A 19,723-nucleotide genomic window follows, 5' to 3' on the forward strand; every position below is an offset into this window, starting at 1 on the left:
CAAAAACTCCACCTGCCAATTAAACCAGCCCTAAGGCTGTCAGAATCAGGTCAATCGCCTTGATGCCGATGAAGGGCGTAACCAGGCCACCCAGACCATAAATGAGCAAATTATCGCGCAGCAGCCGCGCGGCTGGCAGAGGGCGGTAGGGCACACCGCGCAGCGCCAGCGGCACCAGGGCAATAATCACCAGCGCGTTAAAAATGACCGCCGACAAAATGGCGCTCTGTGGCGTCGTCAGGCGCATAAAATTCAGCGCCGCCAGCGCCGGATAAGTGGCCGCGAAGGCCGCCGGAATGATGGCAAAATACTTCGCCACGTCATTGGCAATGCTGAACGTCGTCAGCGAACCGCGCGTCATCAGAAGCTGCTTGCCAATTTCCACAATTTCAATCAGCTTGGTCGGGTCTCTGTCCAGGTCTATCATATTGGCCGCTTCGCGGGCGGGCTGCGTGCCGCTGTTCATCGCCACCGCTACATCGGCCTGCGCCAGCGCCGGCGCGTCGTTCGTGCCGTCGCCGGTCATAGCCACCAGCCGCCCTTCGGCCTGGTACTGGCGGATGAGCTTTAGCTTGGCTTCCGGCGTCGCCTCGGCCAGAAAATCGTCCACACCTGCTTCGGCGGCGATGGCGGTGGCTGTAAGTGGATTGTCGCCGGTGATCATGACTGTTTTGATGCCCATGGCCCGCATTTGGGCGAAGCGCTGTTTCATGCCCGGCTTCACCACGTCTTTCAGGTGGACCACGCCAATGGCCCGGCCGTTGTGGGCAACGACCAATGGCGTGCCGCCAGTACGGGCGATGGTATCTACGGCCGTTTGCAGCCCGCCCGGTATTTCACCCCCCTGTTCGCGCACATAGCGGATGATGGTGTCCGGCGCGCCTTTGCGCACGGCATCGCCATTCAAATTAATGCCGCTCATGCGTGTCTGCGCCGTGAAAGGGATAAACTCGGCCGCCTGCGTGGGGTGGCTGTCCGGTTTCAGGTTAAAATCCCGTTCCGCCAGGGCAACGATGCTGCGGCCTTCGGGCGTCTCGTCGGCCAGCGAGGCAATTTGCGTCAGCCGGGCTAAGTCGTGGGGGCGTATGCCATCTACCGGCACAAAGGCCACCGCCTGCCGGTTGCCCAGGGTGATGGTTCCCGTTTTGTCCAGCAGCAGCACATCCACATCGCCGGCCGCTTCCACCGCCCGGCCAGACATCGCCAATACGTTGCGCTGGATCAGCCGGTCCATGCCGGCGATGCCGATGGCATTGAGCAGCCCGCCGATGGTGGTGGGGATCAGGCAGACCAGCAGGGCGACGAGGACGGTGATGGTAACGGCCGTTCCCTGCCCCGCCGCCTGCACACTGTAAACAGAAAAGGGCAGCAGCGTCGCCACCACCACCAAAAAAACGATGGTAAACCCGGCCAGCAAAATCGTCAGAGCGATTTCATTGGGCGTTTTCTGCCGTTTAGCCCCTTCCACCAGACTGATCATCCGGTCCAGGAAGCCTTCGCCGGGGTTGCTGCTGATGGCGACCACCAGCCAATCGGAGATGACCCGCGTGCCGCCGGTGACGGCGCTGCGGTCGCCGCCGGCTTCGCGGACTACCGGGGCGCTTTCGCCGGTGACAGCGCTTTCGTCTACAGCGGCGATGCCGACGACCACCTCGCCATCGGCCGGGATGAAATCGTTGACCTCCACCAGAACAAAATCGCCCTTGCGCAGTTGGGTGGAATTGACAATCTCGACTTGCGCCTGGGGATCGGCCGCTGCCAGCTTTTTGGCCGGGGTTTCGCTGCGGGTGCGGCGCAGGGCGTCGGCCTGGGCTTTGCCGCGCCCTTCGGCCAGCGCCTCGGCAAAATTGGCAAAGAGGATGGTGAACCAGAGCCAGGCGGCAATGGCGCCGGTGAAAGCCGGGGTGTCACCGGTCACGGGTACATCGAACAAGGAAAGAATAAACAGCGCCGTCAGCAGCAAACTGCCGATTTCCACAACAAACATCACCGGATTACGCACCAGGTGGCGGGGATTGAGTTTGATAAAAGCGTCGCCTAAAGCGCGACGGTAGAGAGCCTGTTTCGCATTCATAGGGGTTTCATTCTTTGTTAGAACAACAATTAACGAGTATGGCCCCAGACGAAAGGGGCGATAGCCAACAACATCCGACTTTTTCTTTTGCGGAGACATTGGGTCTTCACTTACAAGAGCAACTGTTCCACGATTGGCCCCAGAGCCAACGCGGGCAAGAAGGCCAACGCGCCTACAAGCAAAATGATGGCAATCAGCCAGCCGACGAAGAGCAGTGAATCGGTCGGCAGCGTACCGGCAGAAGCGGGCACGGTTTGCTTGCCCGCCAACGACCCGGCAATCGCCAGAATGGGGACCATCAGCCAATAGCGGGCGATGAGCATCACCAGACCACCGCTGATGGGATAGAAGGGATGGCTGCCGTCAAGCCCGGCAAAGGCGCTGCCGTTGTTGTTGCCCATCGAGGAGAAGGCGTACAAAATCTGGCTGAAGCCGTGGGGTCCGGGGTTGGTGGCCCCACTTTGCCCGGCGGCGGTGGCGACGGCTACGGCCGTGCCCAACAACACCACCAACGGCGGGATCAGGATGACCAGGATCGCCATCTTCATCTCGAACACTTCAATCTTCTTGCCCAGGTATTCTGGCGTGCGGCCGACCATCAGCCCGGCGACAAAGACAGCGACGACGGCAAAGGCCAACAACCCATACAATCCGGAGCCGACGCCGCCAAAGATGACCTCGCCCAACTGCATCAGCAGCAAGGGGACCAGCCCGCCCAATGGGGTGTAGGCGTCGTGCATGGAATTGACGGAGCCGTTAGAGGCGGCGGTGGTGGCCGTGGCCCACAGGGCGGAGTTGACGACGCCAAAGCGCACTTCTTTGCCCTCCATGCTGCCGTCGGCCTGGTCTATGCCCAACGCTGCCAGGCGGGGATTGCCCTGCTGTTCGGCGTAAACGGCCGTTCCCAGAAAAGCGGCAAACACAATCACCATCACCGCCAGCAGGACAGCGCCTTGCCTCCGGCTGCCGACCATCTCGCCAAAGGTGAAACAGAGGGCGGCGGGAATCAGCAGAATAGACAGCATCTCCACCAGGTTGCTCAGGGGGGTGGGGTTTTCCAGTGGGTGGGCGGAGTTGACGCCAAAGAAGCCACCGCCGTTGGTCCCCAGTTGTTTGATGGCGACCTGGGAGGCGACTGGGCCACGGGCGATGGTTTGTAGGGAAACGGCCGTGCCCTCTGTCGTCGTGTCAGAGTCGAGCAAGACGGCCGTTTCCGCCCCGCTGAAGGTCTGCACCACCCCTTGCGATACCAGCAGTAAGGCAACCAGCAGCGACAATGGCAGCAAAATGTAAAGCACGCTGCGGGTCATATCCACCCAGAAGTTGCCCAGCCGGTCTGTGCGTTGGCGGCTGAGTCCGCGGATGAGCGCTATCAGCACGGCCATGCCGCTGGCCGCTGAAAGGAAGTTTTGCACGGTCAGCGCCAGCATTTGTGTCAGGTAGCTCATGGATGTTTCGCCGCTGTAGAACTGCCAGTTGGTGTTGGAGGCGAAGGAGACGGCTGTGTTAAAAGCCAGCGCGGGGGGGACGGCCGTTAAGCCATCTGGGTTGAGGGGCAGCCACGCTTGCAGGCGCAGCAGCAGATAAACGGCCAGAAAACCGACGGCATTGAACAGCAGCACCGACACGGCTATCTGCTGCCAGGTCATTTCCTGGCGCTCGTCCACCCCGGCCAGACGGTAAAAGAGACGTTCCAGAGGGTGAAACGGCCGTGTCCACCAGGTTTGTTCGCCGCGATAAACACCGGCCATATAAATGCCCAGGGGCCAGGCTAACAGCAGCAGGCTGATCAGATAAATTGAAGTTTGCAGCAGTCCGTTCATCGTTAAAACCACTCCGGCTTGATGAGCGCGAGAAACAGGTAGACCAATAGACCCAGAGCCAGAACGGCCGTTATCACGTACAACCAATTCATGAGGTTCCTCCCGCCAGACGGCTGAAAGCGGCAATCAATGCGCCACTAAGCAAAAAGAAAACGGCCGTCAGGCATAATAAACCGATATCCAGCAACATGATAAGCTCCTATTACTCGCCGCGTAAATCGGCGGCCGTGAAAACGTTACGATCCACCGGATCACCCGGTGTCTGGTGTCGCCGTATCTGGTGCGGCACAATCGTCAGCACAACACGCTCCAACCCATTCAACGCCAGATTAAAGATAAGGACACTGTTCTGGTGCAGGGCTTGTTCCCAGGCCGTCTCCATTGCCAGATGCCCCACTACCACATGGATAATCGTCTCCGGGTAGTCATGCAGCAAGGTTTCCACGTAGGCGCGAATGGGGCGGTTAAGCTGGCGATACGGCGAAGGCACGACCACCAATTCGCCTTCGCCAATCACATCGTCCCATAATTGATGCACTTTGGCCGCTTTTTCGGGATTGATGCCGATATGCACCGCGTGCCACGGATGCTTGAGCGATTTGGCAAAGTTCACCAGCTCAATCGTGCCGGTATGCACGCCATCAACCAGCACCACAGTTTGTACCGGGTAGGCGGTGATGTCGGGATGATGAGTCCCATTTAGGCTTAAGTTGTGGGCCACAGCCTGGTAGTGGTGATGAACGCGGAAAAAGGCAAAGACCAGGATGGGGATAAGCAAGATAACAAACCACGCGCCGGAAGTGAATTTGGTGATGGCGAAAATGAGCATGACAATGCCCGTACAGACCGCGCCAAAGCCACTAATGAACGCTTTGAACCGCCAGCGGGGGTCATGTTCCATGACCGTTTCCAAACCCTGAACCTTTTCCCCTGGCTTTAACCGGCCGATTTTGCGCAGCCGTACCACCATGCCCGTCTGGGAAATGGTAAAGCTAAGAAACACGCCAATCGCATACAGCGGAATCAGCGCCGTCGTCCGCGCTTGCATCACAATTACCAAGAGCGAGGCCATCGTCGCCAGAGTGATGACGCCCCAGTTAAAGACCAAACGGCCGCCGCGGAAGGTAAGCTGGCGGGGCAAAAAACCATCTCCGGCGTGCAAAGCCGCCAGCCGGGGAAAGTCGGCGTAACTGGTGTTGGCGGCCATCAGCAAAATCAGCGCCGTACCGGCCACAATGGCCAGATAGAGGATGCTGCCATTGCCGAAGATAACCCGGCCAAGCTGCGAGATGACTGTTTCCGATTCGCTCGGCAGGGCCTGAATCTGATGAGCCAGGAAGGTGATGCTCAGAAAGATGGTGATCAGAATGGCGCTCATCCATTGCAGGGTGACGGCCGCGTTGTGGCTGCGCGGCTCCTTGAAGGCGGTGATGCCATTGGAGATGGCCTCGATGCCGGTGAGCGCAGCCGAACCACTGGAAAAAGCGCGCAGAATGAGGAATAGGCTCAATGCCTGCACCGCGCCCGTTTCCATGATATCCACACCGCTAACAATGCCCAATGTGCCGGTAAAGTAACGATACATGCCCACAGACAGGGTTAACAGCATCGCACCGAGAAAAAAGTAGGTGGGGATGGCAAAGATGGTGCCGCTTTCTTTCACTCCGCGCAGATTAACCAGGGTCATGATCAGAATCACCAGCAGGGCCATCTCCACACGAAAGGGCAGCAGCGCGGGAAAGGCAGAGGCAATTTGCGCCACGCCGGAGGAGATGCTGACAGCGACAGTGAGAATGTAGTCGGTCAGCAGGGCGGCGCCGGCGACTTGCGCGGCGACTTCGCCCAGATTGTCACGGGCAACAATGTAAGCGCCGCCGCCGTTCGGATAGGCGTAAATGGTCTGGCGGTAAGAGATGGTGACGATGACCAATAGAACGGCGATAGCGATGGACAGGGGAATGGAGATGCCTAAAATAGCGCTGCCAGTTCCAGCTAAAGCCAGGATAAAAAGGATTTCTTCGGTAGCGTAGGCGGTGGACGACAGGGCATCCGAGGCAAAAACAGCCAGACCAACGACGCGGTTGACGCTTTGATGTTCCAGATCGCGGGTGGCGATGGGTTTGCCAAACAGCAGACGCGAAAGAGACACGCGGGACGGTTTGCTTTGGGTAGGTATATTTTCCATCAGTTGTGGTTTGCTCCTGGGTGATGGGGATTAGATGTGGTGGTGTCTGAGTTTAACGGCCGTTTCCTCCAGCAGCGTGGCGGAGGGCGTCCAGGTTAACGAAGGGGTCATATCGTCCAGCGTGATAAGCAGCTGCTGCTGCCGGGCCAACCGGCGGCGCAGCCACCCGCGGCGGGCCTGCTGCCAGTAAGGGATGGGCGAGGGCGGAACGTGGACGATAACGGCCGTTGCCGCCAACTGTTCCGCCGCATCCAGTACCCCCGACCAATAATTGGCGTACTGAAACAATTGCACATCCAAAAAAACGCCGTAGTCTTCAGCCGTAGCGGCCATGTCGTCCAGTTCATGCGCATCTTTAGAGGTGAAGTTGCGCAAACCGGGATCCGTGCCCAGCAGCGCCGGATGACCCACCGCTACCATTCGCAGCAGCGCGACGGCCGTCTGGTCACGCCGCGCCATAACACACGCCAGGTGCAGTGCTGCTAATGTCCAGGCTCGCTCCCCCATCACGATCATCAATCGAGATTCAATCATTACCAGCTCCTTATCGCCTCATTCGGCCAGTCATAACGGCCGTTAAAACTGCCCAACCAACGCCAGCCATTAGCTTACCGCGAATGGTGTAAAGAAAATGTCAACGTTGCCAGCAAGGGGGTCAAGTTTTGATAAAGAAGACGATGAAAGGAGTGGCGGTATCCAGTGGTCAGTGGTTAGTGGTCAGTGGTTAGTGGTTAGTGGTTAGTGGGTGTTTCACAGAGGTGACGCCGACTGAAAACTGGTCACTGAACGCGGCTTGCGGAGGCAGGCCGCCTCAGATGCCCGCCTGCGCAATCTAACAATGGGTGGGTGTGTTTCACATCAATGGGGTATTTGCACGTCTCGCCCGATGATAAATCATCGGGCTATAAAACAACGCCGGATAAATCCGGCTTAAAGCGCCGTGTACCAGTTCAGCCCGGTTTACCGGGCGTTGTTCGGCAGCCCGGCCATTGATGGCCGGGCGATGTTGGTCAGCGTTCAACTAAAATGAAACGCACCCGCTATCAATTTAGCCTTAAGGATGGGGGGATTGATGCGAACCAGAGGTCTACTCGACAAGGCGTAGGTTTCAAATGAGTTGAGCAAGTAGGGGCGGGACAGGCGCAATCGGCCACAACTGGACAGCCGTCACTTTTCCCAAACCAGGGGCAGCCGTTCCAAACCGCGAAAAAGCACGCCTGAACGCCACGCCAGTTCCGCGTCCGGGGCTAATCGCAGATCAGGCAGACGGATGAACAAGGTCCGCAGGGCGATTTTGCCTTCCAGGCGGGCCAACGGCGCGCCCAGGCAGTAATGGACGCCGTGACCAAAAGCCAGATGCCGGTTGTTACCACGGCACACGTCCAGGTTGTCGGCGGCGGCAAAATGGTTTTCGTCCCGATTGGCAGAAGCCAGCACCACGCGCATCACATCGCCACGGTGCATCTGGTGGCCTTGATAAACCACATCGCGGCGCACCCAGCGGGTGGTAGCCGTTTCCACCGGACCATCAAAGCGAAGGAGTTCTTCAACGGCCGTTTCCACCCCCCGCTCATCGCCCGCCTTTAGCAGCGCCAACTGATCGTGCTGCCGCAGCAGCGCCAGCACCCCATTGCCAATCTGATTCACCGTCGTCTCGTGCCCCGTCACCAACAACAGAGCCACCATACTGGATAGCTCCGCCTCGCTCAGCCGCTCGCCCGCCTCTTCGGCCACGACCAACGCCGAAATCAAGTCGTCCTGCGGTCGGCGCTGCCGTTCGGCAAACAGCGCCTGCAAATAAGCCACGAAGGCGCGTACCTTGCGCTTGCGCGCGCTAAAAGTCAGGCCATGCCGCCCTGGGGCAATAATCGCCTGCGACCAATCGGCCACCATCTCGCGGTCCGGCTCCGGGATGCCCAACAAATCGGTGATGACGATGGTCGGCAGCGGCAGAGCAAAATCGGCGATGAGGTCCATTCGCCCGGCAGCAATCACCCGGTCAACCAGACCATCGGCGATGGCCTGGATGCGCGGCGCGTTTTGCTCCACGCGGCGCGGTGTAAACGCCTGGTTAACCAGCGCCCGCAGCCGGGTATGGTCGGGTGGATCGGCAAAGAGCATGTTTTCGTTGATGAGCCGCTGGCTGAGATTAGACGGCCGTTTCGCCGCCAATTCCTGCGGCAGCAGCGTCCGCCGCACATCCTTCACAAAAAGGTCGTTGTCTTTCAGCACGTCCAGCACATCGTCATAACGGGTAACGTACCAGATGGTCGAGCCGTCGCGGGCAACATGGGCATAGATGGGCGCATCGCGGCGCATCGCGGCCAAGGTGGGGAATGGGTCCGCCTTAAACTGCGGGCTGAAGAGATCGTATTGTGGGGTTACGGCCGTATCTGGTGTTTTACTCACGCGCCTCAACTCCTTTGGCACTCCCAATTCAGTGTTCAGTGTTCAGTGCGCCTTTTCCAGACGTAACGCCGACTGAGCAATGAATACTGATTACGGCTGCTAATCGGCCATGGCGATTTGCGCTTCGACCCGGCTGATAACCCGGCCCACATCGCGGGCAAAACCGACCACATCAATGCGCGAGAGAATCAAAATCGCGCCCAACAAACCGAAGGCTTCCAGAGCAAAAATAAGACCATAACTCAATCCAACCGGCAAATTTAACCCCAACAGCAAGATGTCGCGGGTCAACCCGCCCAAAAACGTGCCCAAGCCTTTGGAGAGTAAAATAGCGATAGACCACAGACCCAAATAGGCCCCGGCTTCTTTGTCTGAGGCCATCACAGCCATCAAACTCAAGCCGCCAAAGGTATAAACGCCAAACCCGGCCCCAAAAATGACCAACGCCAGTTCCACCAGGCGCACCTGATGGCTAAACGAAGCCAGTCCCAAAACCAGCAGCCCGCCAGACATCACGCCCAACCCCCAGCGGGCGATGCTGGATTGTCGTTCCGGCGACCGTTTGCGCCAGAGATATGTGCCGCCTAACAACGTTATCACGGTGGCCGTCTGCCAATAGCTGTTGAAGCGCGTCGTGCGGCTCAGCGGCAGGTCGAACACCTCCGCGCCAAAGGGTTCCAGAATGGCGTCTTGCGCCCAGGCAGACAACGTAGCCAGAGCCAGGAAGAAGAAGAAGCGGCGCGTGCGCTGATCTTGCCAGATTTTGCCCAACACATGGGCGAAGCGAGGAGGAAGGGGTGATGAAGGCACGGCCGTTTCCCCCAGCCCCAACCGCTTTTCCGCTCCCCAAATGGCAAAAAACCAGAAAAAGCCACCCACCAGCATCGTAACAAAGATCATTTCCCAAAAGATCGCTTCGCTGTACACCTTCATCCACAGGCTGAAGCCAATGCCAGCAATGGCAAAAAAGACAATCAAAATAGTCTCGACCATGCTGATCGCCAGCCCTTGTTTCTCCGGCGGCGCGGAATCGCGCACCAGGGCCAGAAAAGGACTGCCCGAAATCAGCGTACCCACGCCATACATCAGCGATGAGGTTAGCGCCAGCAGCCAACCCCACACATCGGTCGTCGCCGCGCCAAAGCGCACCAGGCTCAGACCCAACAGCGGCAGCGAAATCACCATCATCGCCCGCCCAAACCAGATATACACAGAGCGCCGGTATCCCAGCAGCGGGTGTGTATCGGACAAATGGCCGGCCAACAAGCTCAAAGGCGACAGCAGGTAGCGCAGGGCGATCAGCAGCCCCACCGGCGTCGCCGGAATGCCGAAATTGGTGATCATCACCCGGTTCCAGATGCTCGTCATCAAAATATCGCCCATCGCCGAGCCAATATGGAAGCTGCTCAACCGCAGCAGCCGCCCTGTGGTGAACGGGCGACTCGGTTGATTCGTTGGCTGGTTGGTTGGTTGGTTCATATCTATTCCCCATTGATCGTTCATGGTGCTTCGTTCCTCATTGCTTGTTCAATCAGCGCCAGCAGCACTTCATTGGTCAGCCAGACAATTTGCCGCCGGATGCGCCTCCAATCCGTGGGGCTTTGCGCGCCAGCGGTTTCAATCATGTCGTAGATGGTTTGCGCCAGAAATTCGCGGAAAAAGAGATAGGCGCGGGTGGTCTCCACCAGAGACAGGCCGCTGGCGCGCCCCAGTTGGGCGTAATCCCGGCCGATTCCTTGAGCGGCGGTCATGACGGCCGTATCTGGCAAATCGGCCGAAATATAATCCACCACCAGGTGCAGCAGGCGGTGGCCCAGGTCGCGGTGCTGCTGCCGGGCGTCGTCGCTGAGCAGTTGATACCATGTCAGGTCTTGCAGCGCGCCCTCGGCCAGTTCCAACCGCGCCCGCCCCAACATAGATTGGATGATGATGTGGACGGCCGTTACCTGGCTGCGGTCCTGGGTGGCGGCGCGGGCGGCCACGTCGGCGCGGCGAAAACGGCGGTGGCCGCCGGCCGTGCGCTGCATCGGCAGTTCGCCGCGGTCGGCCCAGGCGCGTATCGTCGCCGGATGTACACCCAACAGTTCGGCCGCTTCACCCAAGTTAAGCCACTCTTGTTCCACAAACTCTCCTGCGCTATCAAAAAAGTTGCAGAAATATACCAAAAACAGGTAATTGTATGCAAGTTTTTAGACTTTTATTCAGGAACGAGTTTCAGCAACCGCCAGCGCGCCATATGGCAAATTCCCACCGAACACCGAATACGGAACACGGAACACCGCCAACAAAAAAGTCCCCGACACTATTTGCAAGCGCCGGGGACTCTTTGCCACCAGAAAGCCAGGAACCAGTTATTCAGCGGCAGGCTGTGGCAGAACAACGGCCGTTTCCGGCAGCGTCACTACAAACGTCGTTCCAACGCCAATCGTACTGGCAACCGTTAACTTACCGCCCAAACCATCCACAAAATCCTTCGTCCAGAACAGGCCAAAGCCCATACCGCTGCCCTTTTTGGTCGTCCAACCCATCTCAAAAATACGGGGCAGATTCTCCGGTGGAATACCAGGGCCATTGTCACGGATGGTCACTTCCACGCCATGATCGGCCGTCTGATCGGTTTTCAACCAGATATGCGGGGGGTGGTCCACCACCGCCAACGCTTCAACAGCATTTTTGATGATGATGCGCAGCGCTTCCGCCAGCATATCTTTGGCCGTTTTGATCAACGGCAAATCCTTCGCCAAATTCAAATGTACCGTCACCTTCGTTTCTGTGACAATTTTCGGTTGGTCGCGGAACAACGGGGTACGTGGGAAAAGCTCCACCAACGCCCGGCTCAGGCTGTCATTGACATTGACCAAATCGGTGGTGGCCTGCCGCCAGGGTTCGTTCAAATTGTCCAGGATATTGACAATCTTGGTGATCTCTTCGCTGACAATGGGCAGTTCACGAAAGATAAAATCGCGCCGTTCAGCCGAAAGCTGCGGCACCATTTGCAGAAGCTGCATATAGCCGCTGATATTGCCCACGTGATTGCGTAAGGAGTGGGCCGAAGCGACAGTGCTAAAGGCCATCCGCCCAAAGGTTTGGGCAATGCGCCGTTGTTCGGCCATTTCCTGGTAGAGACGGGCGTTTTTTAACCCGGCGGCAGCATGCTGCCCCAACGCCGTCAGCAAACTGATCTCCCAATCGGAGAACTGCGCCTTGCGGCTGGTGACAAACAAATTGCCTATCACTTCGTCAGCCTGCAAAAAGGGGACGGCAATGACCTGTTTGATGCCCAACAACTGCTGCGCCTCGTCGGCCAGCGGCTGGCTGACCAAAGGCCGGAACAGATCATACAAGTGGTTGGAAACCAGGTATTTTTCCGGACGGCCGTTTCGCCCCATTACCGCCCGCACACTCAAATTATCCTGATACTGCGGGTCTTCCAGATAAACCACCGCCTGACCACCCAACAGGTGAATGCCGGCGGTCTCTTCAATGGCGGCGACGGCCGCCAGGTCTACATCTACAGCATAAGCGCGTACCGGCAGGGAACGGCCGTTCTCCAGCGTCGCCACCATCGCCCCGGCATAGCCCAAATCTGCCACTACCCCTTGAACAATGGCTTGCAAAAATTCATTTTCATTGACCATACGCGCTTGCAAACGCAGCACAATGCGCTCCAGAGCCTGCATCGCTTCCAACCGGCGCTGATTTTGGATCGCTACGGCCGCCTGCCGGCCAAAGGCGCTGAGGTTGTTGATTTGCCTGTCTGTGAGCAGCTGCGACACCGCGGCGAACAGAGCGCCAACCACTTCGCCGTTCAGCGAGAAAGGCAGCACGACCAGTTGTTTAATTCCCGCCTGCCGCTGCAGCACGTTGGCGTCGGCCGGAGTGATGAGCGGGACAAACACCTGCGCCAGGTCATCGGTGATGTGGTAATCAGGGGTACGGCCGTCTTCGCCCAACACCGCCCGCACGGCCAGATTATTGGCAAACGCCGGGTCTTGCAGCGGAAGCACTGTGCCTGGGCCGATTGGACCCAGGCTGGCAAGCGCCAACGATCTTGCCTGATCAGGCACAGCAGCCGAATTAGCAAAGGAGCGTACAACCAAAGCAAGCCCTTGCTCCAACGTGGCAACCATCGCCCCCACACAATCCATGTGGTTGACTACGTCGCTGACAATATGTTCCAGGACTGCCTGCAACTTTGGTGATATAGGAGGAATGGCTGGATGCTGGCTTGTTTGCGCCAAATTCTTACCCGATTGTCCAATTCAAGATGGTCACACGTTATCCCACACAAAACCGAAGGTATTGTAACGTAAATAACACGGCTTTGGATAGCGGTCTATCGTAATCCAAATAGGATTCAAGTACCAGCAAAGCAGCTAAATTGGTCCACAGTTTACACGAGAGGTCTATGCCGGCGGTCGCTGTAAAATGTGGGTGGCAATGGTCGCGCCGCTGCCGCCGATGTTTTGCGTCATGGCGATGCGCGCGCCGTCAATTTGGGCTTCGCCCGCCTGGCCGCGCAGTTGCAGGGTAGCCTCGGCAATCTGGTATAGGCCGGTGGCCCCTACCGGATGACCGCGCCCTTTCAGGCCGCCCATGGTGGCGATGGGGATACGGCCGTCAGGCAAAATATCGCCCGCCTGCGCCACCCGCACCCCCTGGCCCCGTTCGGCAAAACCACACGTCTCCAGAGACAACGCGGCCATGATGCTAAAGGCATCGTGCAGCTCAAACAAATCCACGTCGGCCGGGCCAATGCCCGCCTGGGCATACGCCTGGTTGGCCGACTGCTCGGCCGCCTTCAGCCAGAGCATGTCTTCCCGATCATGAATCGCCAACGTATCGGTGGAAGAAGCCGAGCCGATAACCCGCACGGCCGTTGGCGCTTTGGCCGCCGGAACCAACAGCAAGGCCGCCGCCCCATCACCAATCGGCGAAGCGTCGTACAGCGTGATAGGGTCGGCGACAATGCGGCCTTTGTCGTACATCTTCTGGGTGATGGGTTCGCGGAAGAGGGCGTTGGGGTTTTTGGCGCCATTGGCGTGGGCGTTCAGGGCAAAGGGGGCAAAGTCGGCATGGACATAGCCATATTCGTGCATATAACGGCGCATGATCAGCGCGTTCAGCCCGACAAAGGTGACACCCTGAACCACCTCATAATCGGCGTCGGCCGCGCCAGTCAGGGCGGCCGTCGTCGCTTTCAGGTTGGTTTCGGTCATCTTTTCCACGCCGATGACCAACACAGCTTCCATTTCGCCGCTAGCTACACCCAGAATGCCCTGGCGCATGGCCGATCCGGCCGAGCCGCAGGCAGCCTCTAGTTTTACGGCTTCCACGCCCCACTGCCCCAGGTAATCGGCGACCAAAGCGCCTAACTGGTGCTGTTGGTTTAAGCGGCCGCTGGTCATGTTGCCCACAAAAATGGCGTCTACTTTGTTAACACCGGCGTCTTGCATGGCGGCGCGGCCAGCTTCAACGGCCAATTGGCGGATAGATAGGTCCCAGTATTCGCGCACGGCCGTTTGCCCTACGCCCAAAATTGCAATTTCTAGCATATGTGCCTCTTGTTCTTAAAAGATGTCTATCGCCTCAAGTGTAGCCTGCCAGAATGTCAGAAACTATCAAGTTGCCGCCGGAAGCTACCAAATCCGTGACCAGTATTCAGTGACCAGTTTTCAGTGACCAGTTTTCAGTCGGCGTTACCTCTGGAATACACGCTCTGAAACTGAACACTGAACACTGAACACTGGATACTGGATACTGGATACTGAACACGGCTACAGACATTCAGTCACCGATGGTGTAGGTCCAGCCGTAGGGGTCTGGCAAACGGCCGTCCTGAATCCCCGTCAGTTGGTCATATAGGTGGCGCGACACCGGGCCGGGTTGGTAATCATTGATGATATATTCGGCGTCTCTGTAGCCAAATTTGCCCACCGGGGCAATGACCGCCGCTGTGCCACAGCCAAACACTTCGGTAATCTTGCCGCTTTTCACGTCGGCCAAAATCTCGTCCACATCCAGGGTTTCTTCGCTGGCCTCGTAACCCAGGTCAGGCGCCAGCGTCAGCAGCGATTTGCGGGTGATGCCCGGCAAAATGCTGCCGCTGAGTTTGGGCGTCACAATATGCCGCCCGCCATAGACAAAACAGATATTCATCGCGCCAACTTCTTCGACATAACGGCCGTGAATCGCATCCAGCCACAACACCTGCGAATACCCCCTGCTCTTCACCGCCTCACTCACCAGCAGGCTGGCGGCGTAGTTGCCACCGGTTTTGGCCGCGCCGGTCCCGCCCTTCACCGCCCGGCGATATTCATCGGAGATGTACACCGGGACTGGGTTGAAGCCTTCTTTGAAATAGGCCCCCACCGGTCCCACGATGATGAAGTGCAGGTACGTTTTGCTGGCATGGACGCCCAAAGCGGCGTCAGTGGCGATCATTGTTGGGCGAATGTACAACGTCGCGCCGGGGACGCTGGGAACCCACTCCTGCTCCAATTCCACCAATTTGATGATGGCCGCCACGTGGTCTTCTTCGTCCACATCGGGCATAACCATACGCCGCGCCGATTCGTTGAAGCGGCGAGCATTTTCCCAGGGGCGGAAGAGATTGACACGGCCGTCGGCGCGCCGGTATGCTTTGGTTCCTTCAAAGATTTCCTGGGCGTAATGGAAAACGGCCGTAGACGGCCACAAAGAAATCGGCGCATACGGACCAATCTGGGCATCGTGCCAACCCTGCCCGGCCGTGTACTGCTGCGTAAACATGCGGTTGCTAAACACACCGCCAAAGCCAAAATCAGCCGTAGGCGGCTGCTTCAGCGCCGCCGGATCCAGTGGGATTATCTTCAAGTCCATAACATCTCCTGGGGAATTGATCTACCGATTGTGTAGATTGACAAACGATTGGTAGATTGGACAAATCTCAAAAGATTTGTCTAATCTAAACCTGTAAATTATTCAAATCTCGTTCCTAAATGTCTGGCCAATGCAGTTACCTGATTTTTATCATACTTTGTCCGGTTCGTCAGGGCTAAATGTGGTTTCCAGGCGGCGGCGGTAGCTGCTGTAATCGGGCACGATCCGGCTGTACTCCCCTGTCATCAGCGGCGACGAGATCAAAAAATCGGCCGTGGCCCGATTGGTGGCTATGGGAATATTCCACACAGCCGCCAACCGCAGCAGCGCCTTCACATCCGGGTCGTGGGGCTGCGGCTCCAGCGGATCCCAAAAGAAAATCAGGCAGTCAATTTCCCCCTCGGCAATTTTCGCGCCGACTTGCTGGTCGCCGCCCAGCGGGCCGCTGAGCAATTTGCGAATCGGTAGATTGAGCATCTGCTCCAACAGCCAGCCGGTGGTGCCGGTGGCGTATAATGTGTGCTGCGCCAATGGAGCCAGGTTATAGCGCACCCAACGCAGCAGTTCGTCCTTCTGATTATCGTGGGCCACCAGGGCAATTGCCTTGCGGGCTTCCATGCTAATTTCTGTCATTACCATTGTCATCATAATCTCCTGCAAGCCCGTACCACGATTATCATCTAGCAGGTTGTCGGAAAAGTAGAAATGGATACACAGATGACACGGATTTACACCGATTTTCTGGTGATTTATCCGTAAAAATCCGTCGAATCCGTTCAATCCGTGTACCTATCCTGAGTTCTCCGACAGGCTGCGAGAGATCACATGGCCCAGATTGGACCAATCTTGAAGATTGGTCCAATCTAAACATTTTACCATTCGCGTTACGGGTGTTGACAAAATCGGACCCATTATAGACGAGCCAACCGTAGTGGTAAATGATTAGCGGTCTCTCTCACGGTTGGCTTATTAGCCAGGTTCGTCTACCATTGCCACCTGATGACACCAATTCTGGGCCGTATTGGGCCAATCTTACTCTACAGTTACACCGTCTTGATCGGATTGGGCGTTTTCGCCGCCTGGGGAATCACTGCCTGGCGGGCGCGCCAACGGCCGTTGCCCGGCTGGCCCGACGCTGCCCTGGCCTGTCTGATTGGTGGGCTGATGGGCGGCCGGCTGGGGTTTGTGGTGGCCCAGTGGAGCTATTTTGGCGAACGGCCGTCGGCCATCTGGCGCATCTGGCAAGGAGGCTACACCTATCACGGGGCGCTGTTGGGCGCGCTGCTCGGTCTGTGGTTGTGGCGCTTCTGGCAAGAACGCGCCTTTAGCGCCTACGCCGACTTGTTCGCCCCCGGCCTGGCCTTAGGCAGCGCTTTTGGCTGGTTGGCCTGCTGGCTGGACGGCTGCGCCTACGGTCGGGAAACAAGCCTCGGCTTGCTGGCCGCCGCCGCCCCCGACGAATATGGCCTGTTTGCTGTGCGTTACGCCACCCAACTCATGGGTCTGGCCTGGGCGCTGCTCGTTTTTAGCCTCGCCTGGTTAACCGCCGAACGCTGGCGCAGTGGGCAGCTTTTCTGGTTTACCCTCGGCGCGCTCAGCCTCGGCTACGCCGTCATTGGCCTGCTGCGCGGCGACCCAACCTCCTATGTTGGCCCTGTTCGTGTTGATGTCGCCCTGAATAGCACGCTTGTTCTAATATCAATGTTTGTGCTAAAATTCTATGGAAGTCGGCGTTGAATGGTAGAATGAAGGTGGATCTGCGCTGGCAGCCCATCTGCTTATCCAATTATTTAACATCACGAGAATATTTTAATGAACGAACCCGAAACAATCGAAACCTGGGAAGAGACACCCCCCGGCCATAAAGCTGGATTTGTCAGCCTGGTCGGCCGGCCGAACGCCGGGAAAAGCACCCTGTTCAACGCCTTTATGCAGCAAAAGCTGGCCATCGTCACCCCCAGCCCACAGACGACACGCATTCGCCAGCTCGGCATCATCACCGAGCCAATGTACCAGGCCATCTTCATAGATACCCCCGGTCTGATCAAGCCGCGCCATAAGCTAGATGAATTTATGGTGGGCGTCGCCAATGACGCGCTGAACGACGCTGACGTGATTGTGTGGCTGGTGGACGCCACCGAACCACCAGGCGTCGGTGACCAGATTATCAGCGGCCAATTGGCGGCGCAGGGGGCGCAAACGCGCATCATTCTGGCGATGAACAAGGCCGATAAGCTGAAGGCGGAGGAAGTGCTGCCGCGCACCGAGGCGTTTCGCGCCCTGCTGCCAGACGCGCCCTGGATTTTGTTTTCCGCCGCGACCGGCGCCGGCCGCGACGAACTGTGGCAAATGGATTCTGAATGCGCTGCCCGAAGGCCCACGCTATTACCCCGCCGACCAGATCACTGACCTGTTTGTGCGCGATATGGCCGCCGAACTCATCCGCGAACAGATTATGCTGCAGCTGCGTGACGAGGTTCCGTATGGTACGGCCGTTGTCATTCAAGAATTCAAGGAACGGGAAAACGGTGTGGTGTACATCAGCGCCAACGTTTATATTGAACGCGACGCCCACAAGCGCATCCTGATCGGCGCCAAAGGGCAGCAGCTACAACAAATTGGCTCGGCCGCCCGTAAAGAAATCGAAGCGCTGATGGAGAGCAAGGTTTACCTGGATCTATGGGTGAAAGTCGAACCCAAATGGCGGCGCGACGAAAAGGCGCTGCGGCGGCTGGGTTACAGCAGCGCGGAATAATTGCGGGATTGACGAGGAGACAATTATGTCTATACACGAAGAGGAATTCGATGACAGCCGGCGCGAGTTTTTGCGCACGGCCGCCATGACAACGCTGGCGGCTGTGGCGGCGGGTACAGGGGCGACGGCGCTGACACGGCGGGCAGCGGCCGTGACTCCCCAACCACCCATCACCGCGCCAACGGCCGTTTCACCCACCGGTCAAATCCTACTCACCTCGCCCGATGAATTGGCCGAGATGTTCGGCAAACTGGCCGCCGCCCAGGCGGACAACATGCGTCTGCAAGCAGAATTAGACGCCGCCCGCCGCAGTCTGACAGCGCTGCAAACAGGCGGCAGCACGACTCAGGCAGAAGCATTGGCCCTGGAGCTGGACAAAACCACCCAGCAGCTTGGCGTCATGAGTGGACTTGTGGCGCTATACGAACAAATGGATGCGGTAGACGTGGCTGCGCTGCTGGCCGAGGGAGTCACGGCCGTTTCCGATTCGCTCAACGGCCTGGTTAACCGTTCGCCGCTGCTGGCAGAAGGCATCGCCATCGGCCAGCAAGCCCTGACTGAACTGGAAGGGCATATACCATTGCTGGAAAACGGCCGTGGCTGGGTAGAAAACCATCAGGCCAGACTCCAGGCTTATTTTGCCGCTATGGAGGATTTGCTGGCGAACACCGTAGAAAAAGTCGGCCCATTTTTGGAGATGGTAAACCAATGGTTCCAGGATTTGCGCAAATGGCTGCCATTCAACCTGGGGCAGCGCGCCGCCGAAGTGATGAACGCGGCGACTAATTTATTGAGTGAAACGCCCCACACGCTCAGCGGCCTCACCACTAACGTCGCCCAACCATTGGATGTCTGGCTGGCGAAAGAGGGTGGCGAGGCGCGGCTCAGCCGCCAGATCATCAAACCACTTCGGGAACAGGTACTGGTTCAGGCGCAGGAGATGGCTGCCGAGACGACCCTTGTGCAAACCACATTTCAGGAACAACTGGCAGGTCCCTGGGAAACGGCCGTTGCCCAGCAGCGCCGCGCCCAAGAACTCATAGCCCAATATCGGCAAGTGAATCAGATCTGATGCCCGTGTTTAGTATACAGTGTACGCGGTCCAAATAAATCGGCGCAACCTCCCTGGTTCCGGCGCATTGGAACAAATAGACAATGATGAACCAGAAGCTGAAGGCGAGACTTGATCATTCGTTCAAGCTGACACACGACCTCATAGGCCATCTCGATGAGGAATCTTTGGGTTTGGATTTACCGGACTTGCCATCCAACCGAATTTCAGGTCAGCTCTGGTGCGTCATCGGTGCGCGCGAAAGCTACACCAGGGCCATCGAGACGGGCAGTTGGCAGGGATTCTCGTGCAGCCTCACCACGCCGCGCGTCCAGCAAACAGTCCTTGCCGCTCTGGAAGCGACACACAAGCGCCTGAATGAAATCAACTTCGCGGACTTGACCGACGCACAGATTGACTTTGCGTTTGGGCTTCTTGAACACGAGGTGCAGCACCACGGGCAGTTAATTCGCTTTGTCTACGGCAATGGGCTTACCTTTCCTGACAGTTGGAACAAGCGATATACGGTGTAGGCTGGAGTTCCCGTAAGCGGTAATCCGTTATC

At 57.8% G+C, this 19,723-nt stretch carries 15 protein-coding genes and 1 pseudogene; 4 read left to right on the forward strand and 12 right to left on the reverse strand.

The features are described from left to right. Positions 1-19 precede the first annotated feature (19 nt). The 12 genes from kdpB to IPM39_16765 all read right to left on the reverse strand — a co-directional run bounded on the left by kdpB (position 20) and on the right by IPM39_16765 (position 15,991). Positions 20-2,074, reverse strand: coding sequence for a potassium-transporting ATPase subunit KdpB (kdpB, locus tag IPM39_16710; protein MBK8987693.1), 2,055 nt, complete (start codon positions 2,072-2,074; stop codon positions 20-22). 110 nt (positions 2,075-2,184) lie between these two features. After that, positions 2,185-3,897, reverse strand: coding sequence for a potassium-transporting ATPase subunit KdpA (kdpA, locus tag IPM39_16715; GenBank protein ID MBK8987694.1), 1,713 nt, complete (start codon positions 3,895-3,897; stop codon positions 2,185-2,187). A 2-nt stretch (positions 3,898-3,899) separates the two neighbouring features. Continuing rightward, positions 3,900-3,989: a K(+)-transporting ATPase subunit F gene (gene kdpF / locus IPM39_16720; GenBank protein ID MBK8987695.1), complete on the reverse strand. Its 90-nt coding sequence runs from the start codon at positions 3,987-3,989 to the stop codon at positions 3,900-3,902. 110 nt (positions 3,990-4,099) lie between these two features. Continuing rightward, a complete protein-coding gene (locus tag IPM39_16725) occupies positions 4,100-6,082 on the reverse strand; it encodes an APC family permease (protein MBK8987696.1) in 1,983 nt (660 codons plus the stop codon). Positions 6,083-6,112: 30 nt separating this feature from the next. Continuing rightward, a complete protein-coding gene (locus IPM39_16730) occupies positions 6,113-6,616 on the reverse strand; it encodes a hypothetical protein (GenBank protein MBK8987697.1) in 504 nt (167 codons plus the stop codon). A 633-nt stretch (positions 6,617-7,249) separates the two neighbouring features. After that, complete coding sequence (locus IPM39_16735; GenBank protein ID MBK8987698.1) at positions 7,250-8,401, reverse strand: cytochrome P450; 1,152 nt, start codon at positions 8,399-8,401, stop codon at positions 7,250-7,252. A 189-nt stretch (positions 8,402-8,590) separates the two neighbouring features. Beyond that, positions 8,591-9,994, reverse strand: coding sequence for a BCD family MFS transporter (locus IPM39_16740; protein ID MBK8987699.1), 1,404 nt, complete (start codon positions 9,992-9,994; stop codon positions 8,591-8,593). Continuing rightward, positions 9,991-10,614, reverse strand: coding sequence for a helix-turn-helix domain-containing protein (locus IPM39_16745; protein MBK8987700.1), 624 nt, complete (start codon positions 10,612-10,614; stop codon positions 9,991-9,993). The genes IPM39_16740 and IPM39_16745 overlap by 4 nt, the downstream gene beginning before the upstream one ends. Positions 10,615-10,842: 228 nt before the next feature. After that, entirely contained in the window at positions 10,843-12,732 is a 1,890-nt protein-coding gene (locus tag IPM39_16750; protein MBK8987701.1) for a GAF domain-containing protein, read from the reverse strand. Between the two features lie 165 nt (positions 12,733-12,897). Beyond that, positions 12,898-14,046, reverse strand: coding sequence for a thiolase domain-containing protein (locus IPM39_16755; GenBank protein MBK8987702.1), 1,149 nt, complete (start codon positions 14,044-14,046; stop codon positions 12,898-12,900). Between the two features lie 232 nt (positions 14,047-14,278). Then, the gene (locus IPM39_16760) at positions 14,279-15,352 is read right to left on the reverse strand and encodes a branched-chain amino acid aminotransferase (protein MBK8987703.1); all 1,074 of its coding nucleotides are present in this window, start codon (positions 15,350-15,352) and stop codon (positions 14,279-14,281) included. 150 nt (positions 15,353-15,502) lie between these two features. Then, positions 15,503-15,991, reverse strand: a complete 489-nt coding sequence (locus IPM39_16765) for a methylglyoxal synthase (GenBank protein ID MBK8987704.1) — start codon at positions 15,989-15,991, stop codon at positions 15,503-15,505. A gap of 360 nt (positions 15,992-16,351) precedes the next feature. Here IPM39_16765 and IPM39_16770 point away from each other — a divergent pair, with 360 nt between their 5' ends. The 4 genes and pseudogenes from IPM39_16770 (at position 16,352) to IPM39_16785 (ending at position 19,691) form a co-directional block, all read left to right on the forward strand. Then, positions 16,352-17,089: a prolipoprotein diacylglyceryl transferase gene (locus IPM39_16770; GenBank protein ID MBK8987705.1), complete on the forward strand. Its 738-nt coding sequence runs from the start codon at positions 16,352-16,354 to the stop codon at positions 17,087-17,089. A 75-nt stretch (positions 17,090-17,164) separates the two neighbouring features. Beyond that, positions 17,165-18,107, forward strand: a pseudogene (era, locus tag IPM39_16775) (GTPase Era). Between the two features lie 25 nt (positions 18,108-18,132). Next, complete coding sequence (locus tag IPM39_16780) at positions 18,133-19,179, forward strand: hypothetical protein (GenBank protein ID MBK8987706.1); 1,047 nt, start codon at positions 18,133-18,135, stop codon at positions 19,177-19,179. Positions 19,180-19,262: 83 nt separating this feature from the next. Further along, complete coding sequence (locus IPM39_16785) at positions 19,263-19,691, forward strand: hypothetical protein (protein MBK8987707.1); 429 nt, start codon at positions 19,263-19,265, stop codon at positions 19,689-19,691. Positions 19,692-19,723 lie beyond the last annotated feature (32 nt).

The sequence above is a fragment of the Candidatus Leptovillus gracilis genome, from assembly GCA_016716065.1.
Lineage (GTDB): Bacteria > Chloroflexota > Anaerolineae > Promineifilales > Promineifilaceae > Leptovillus > Leptovillus gracilis.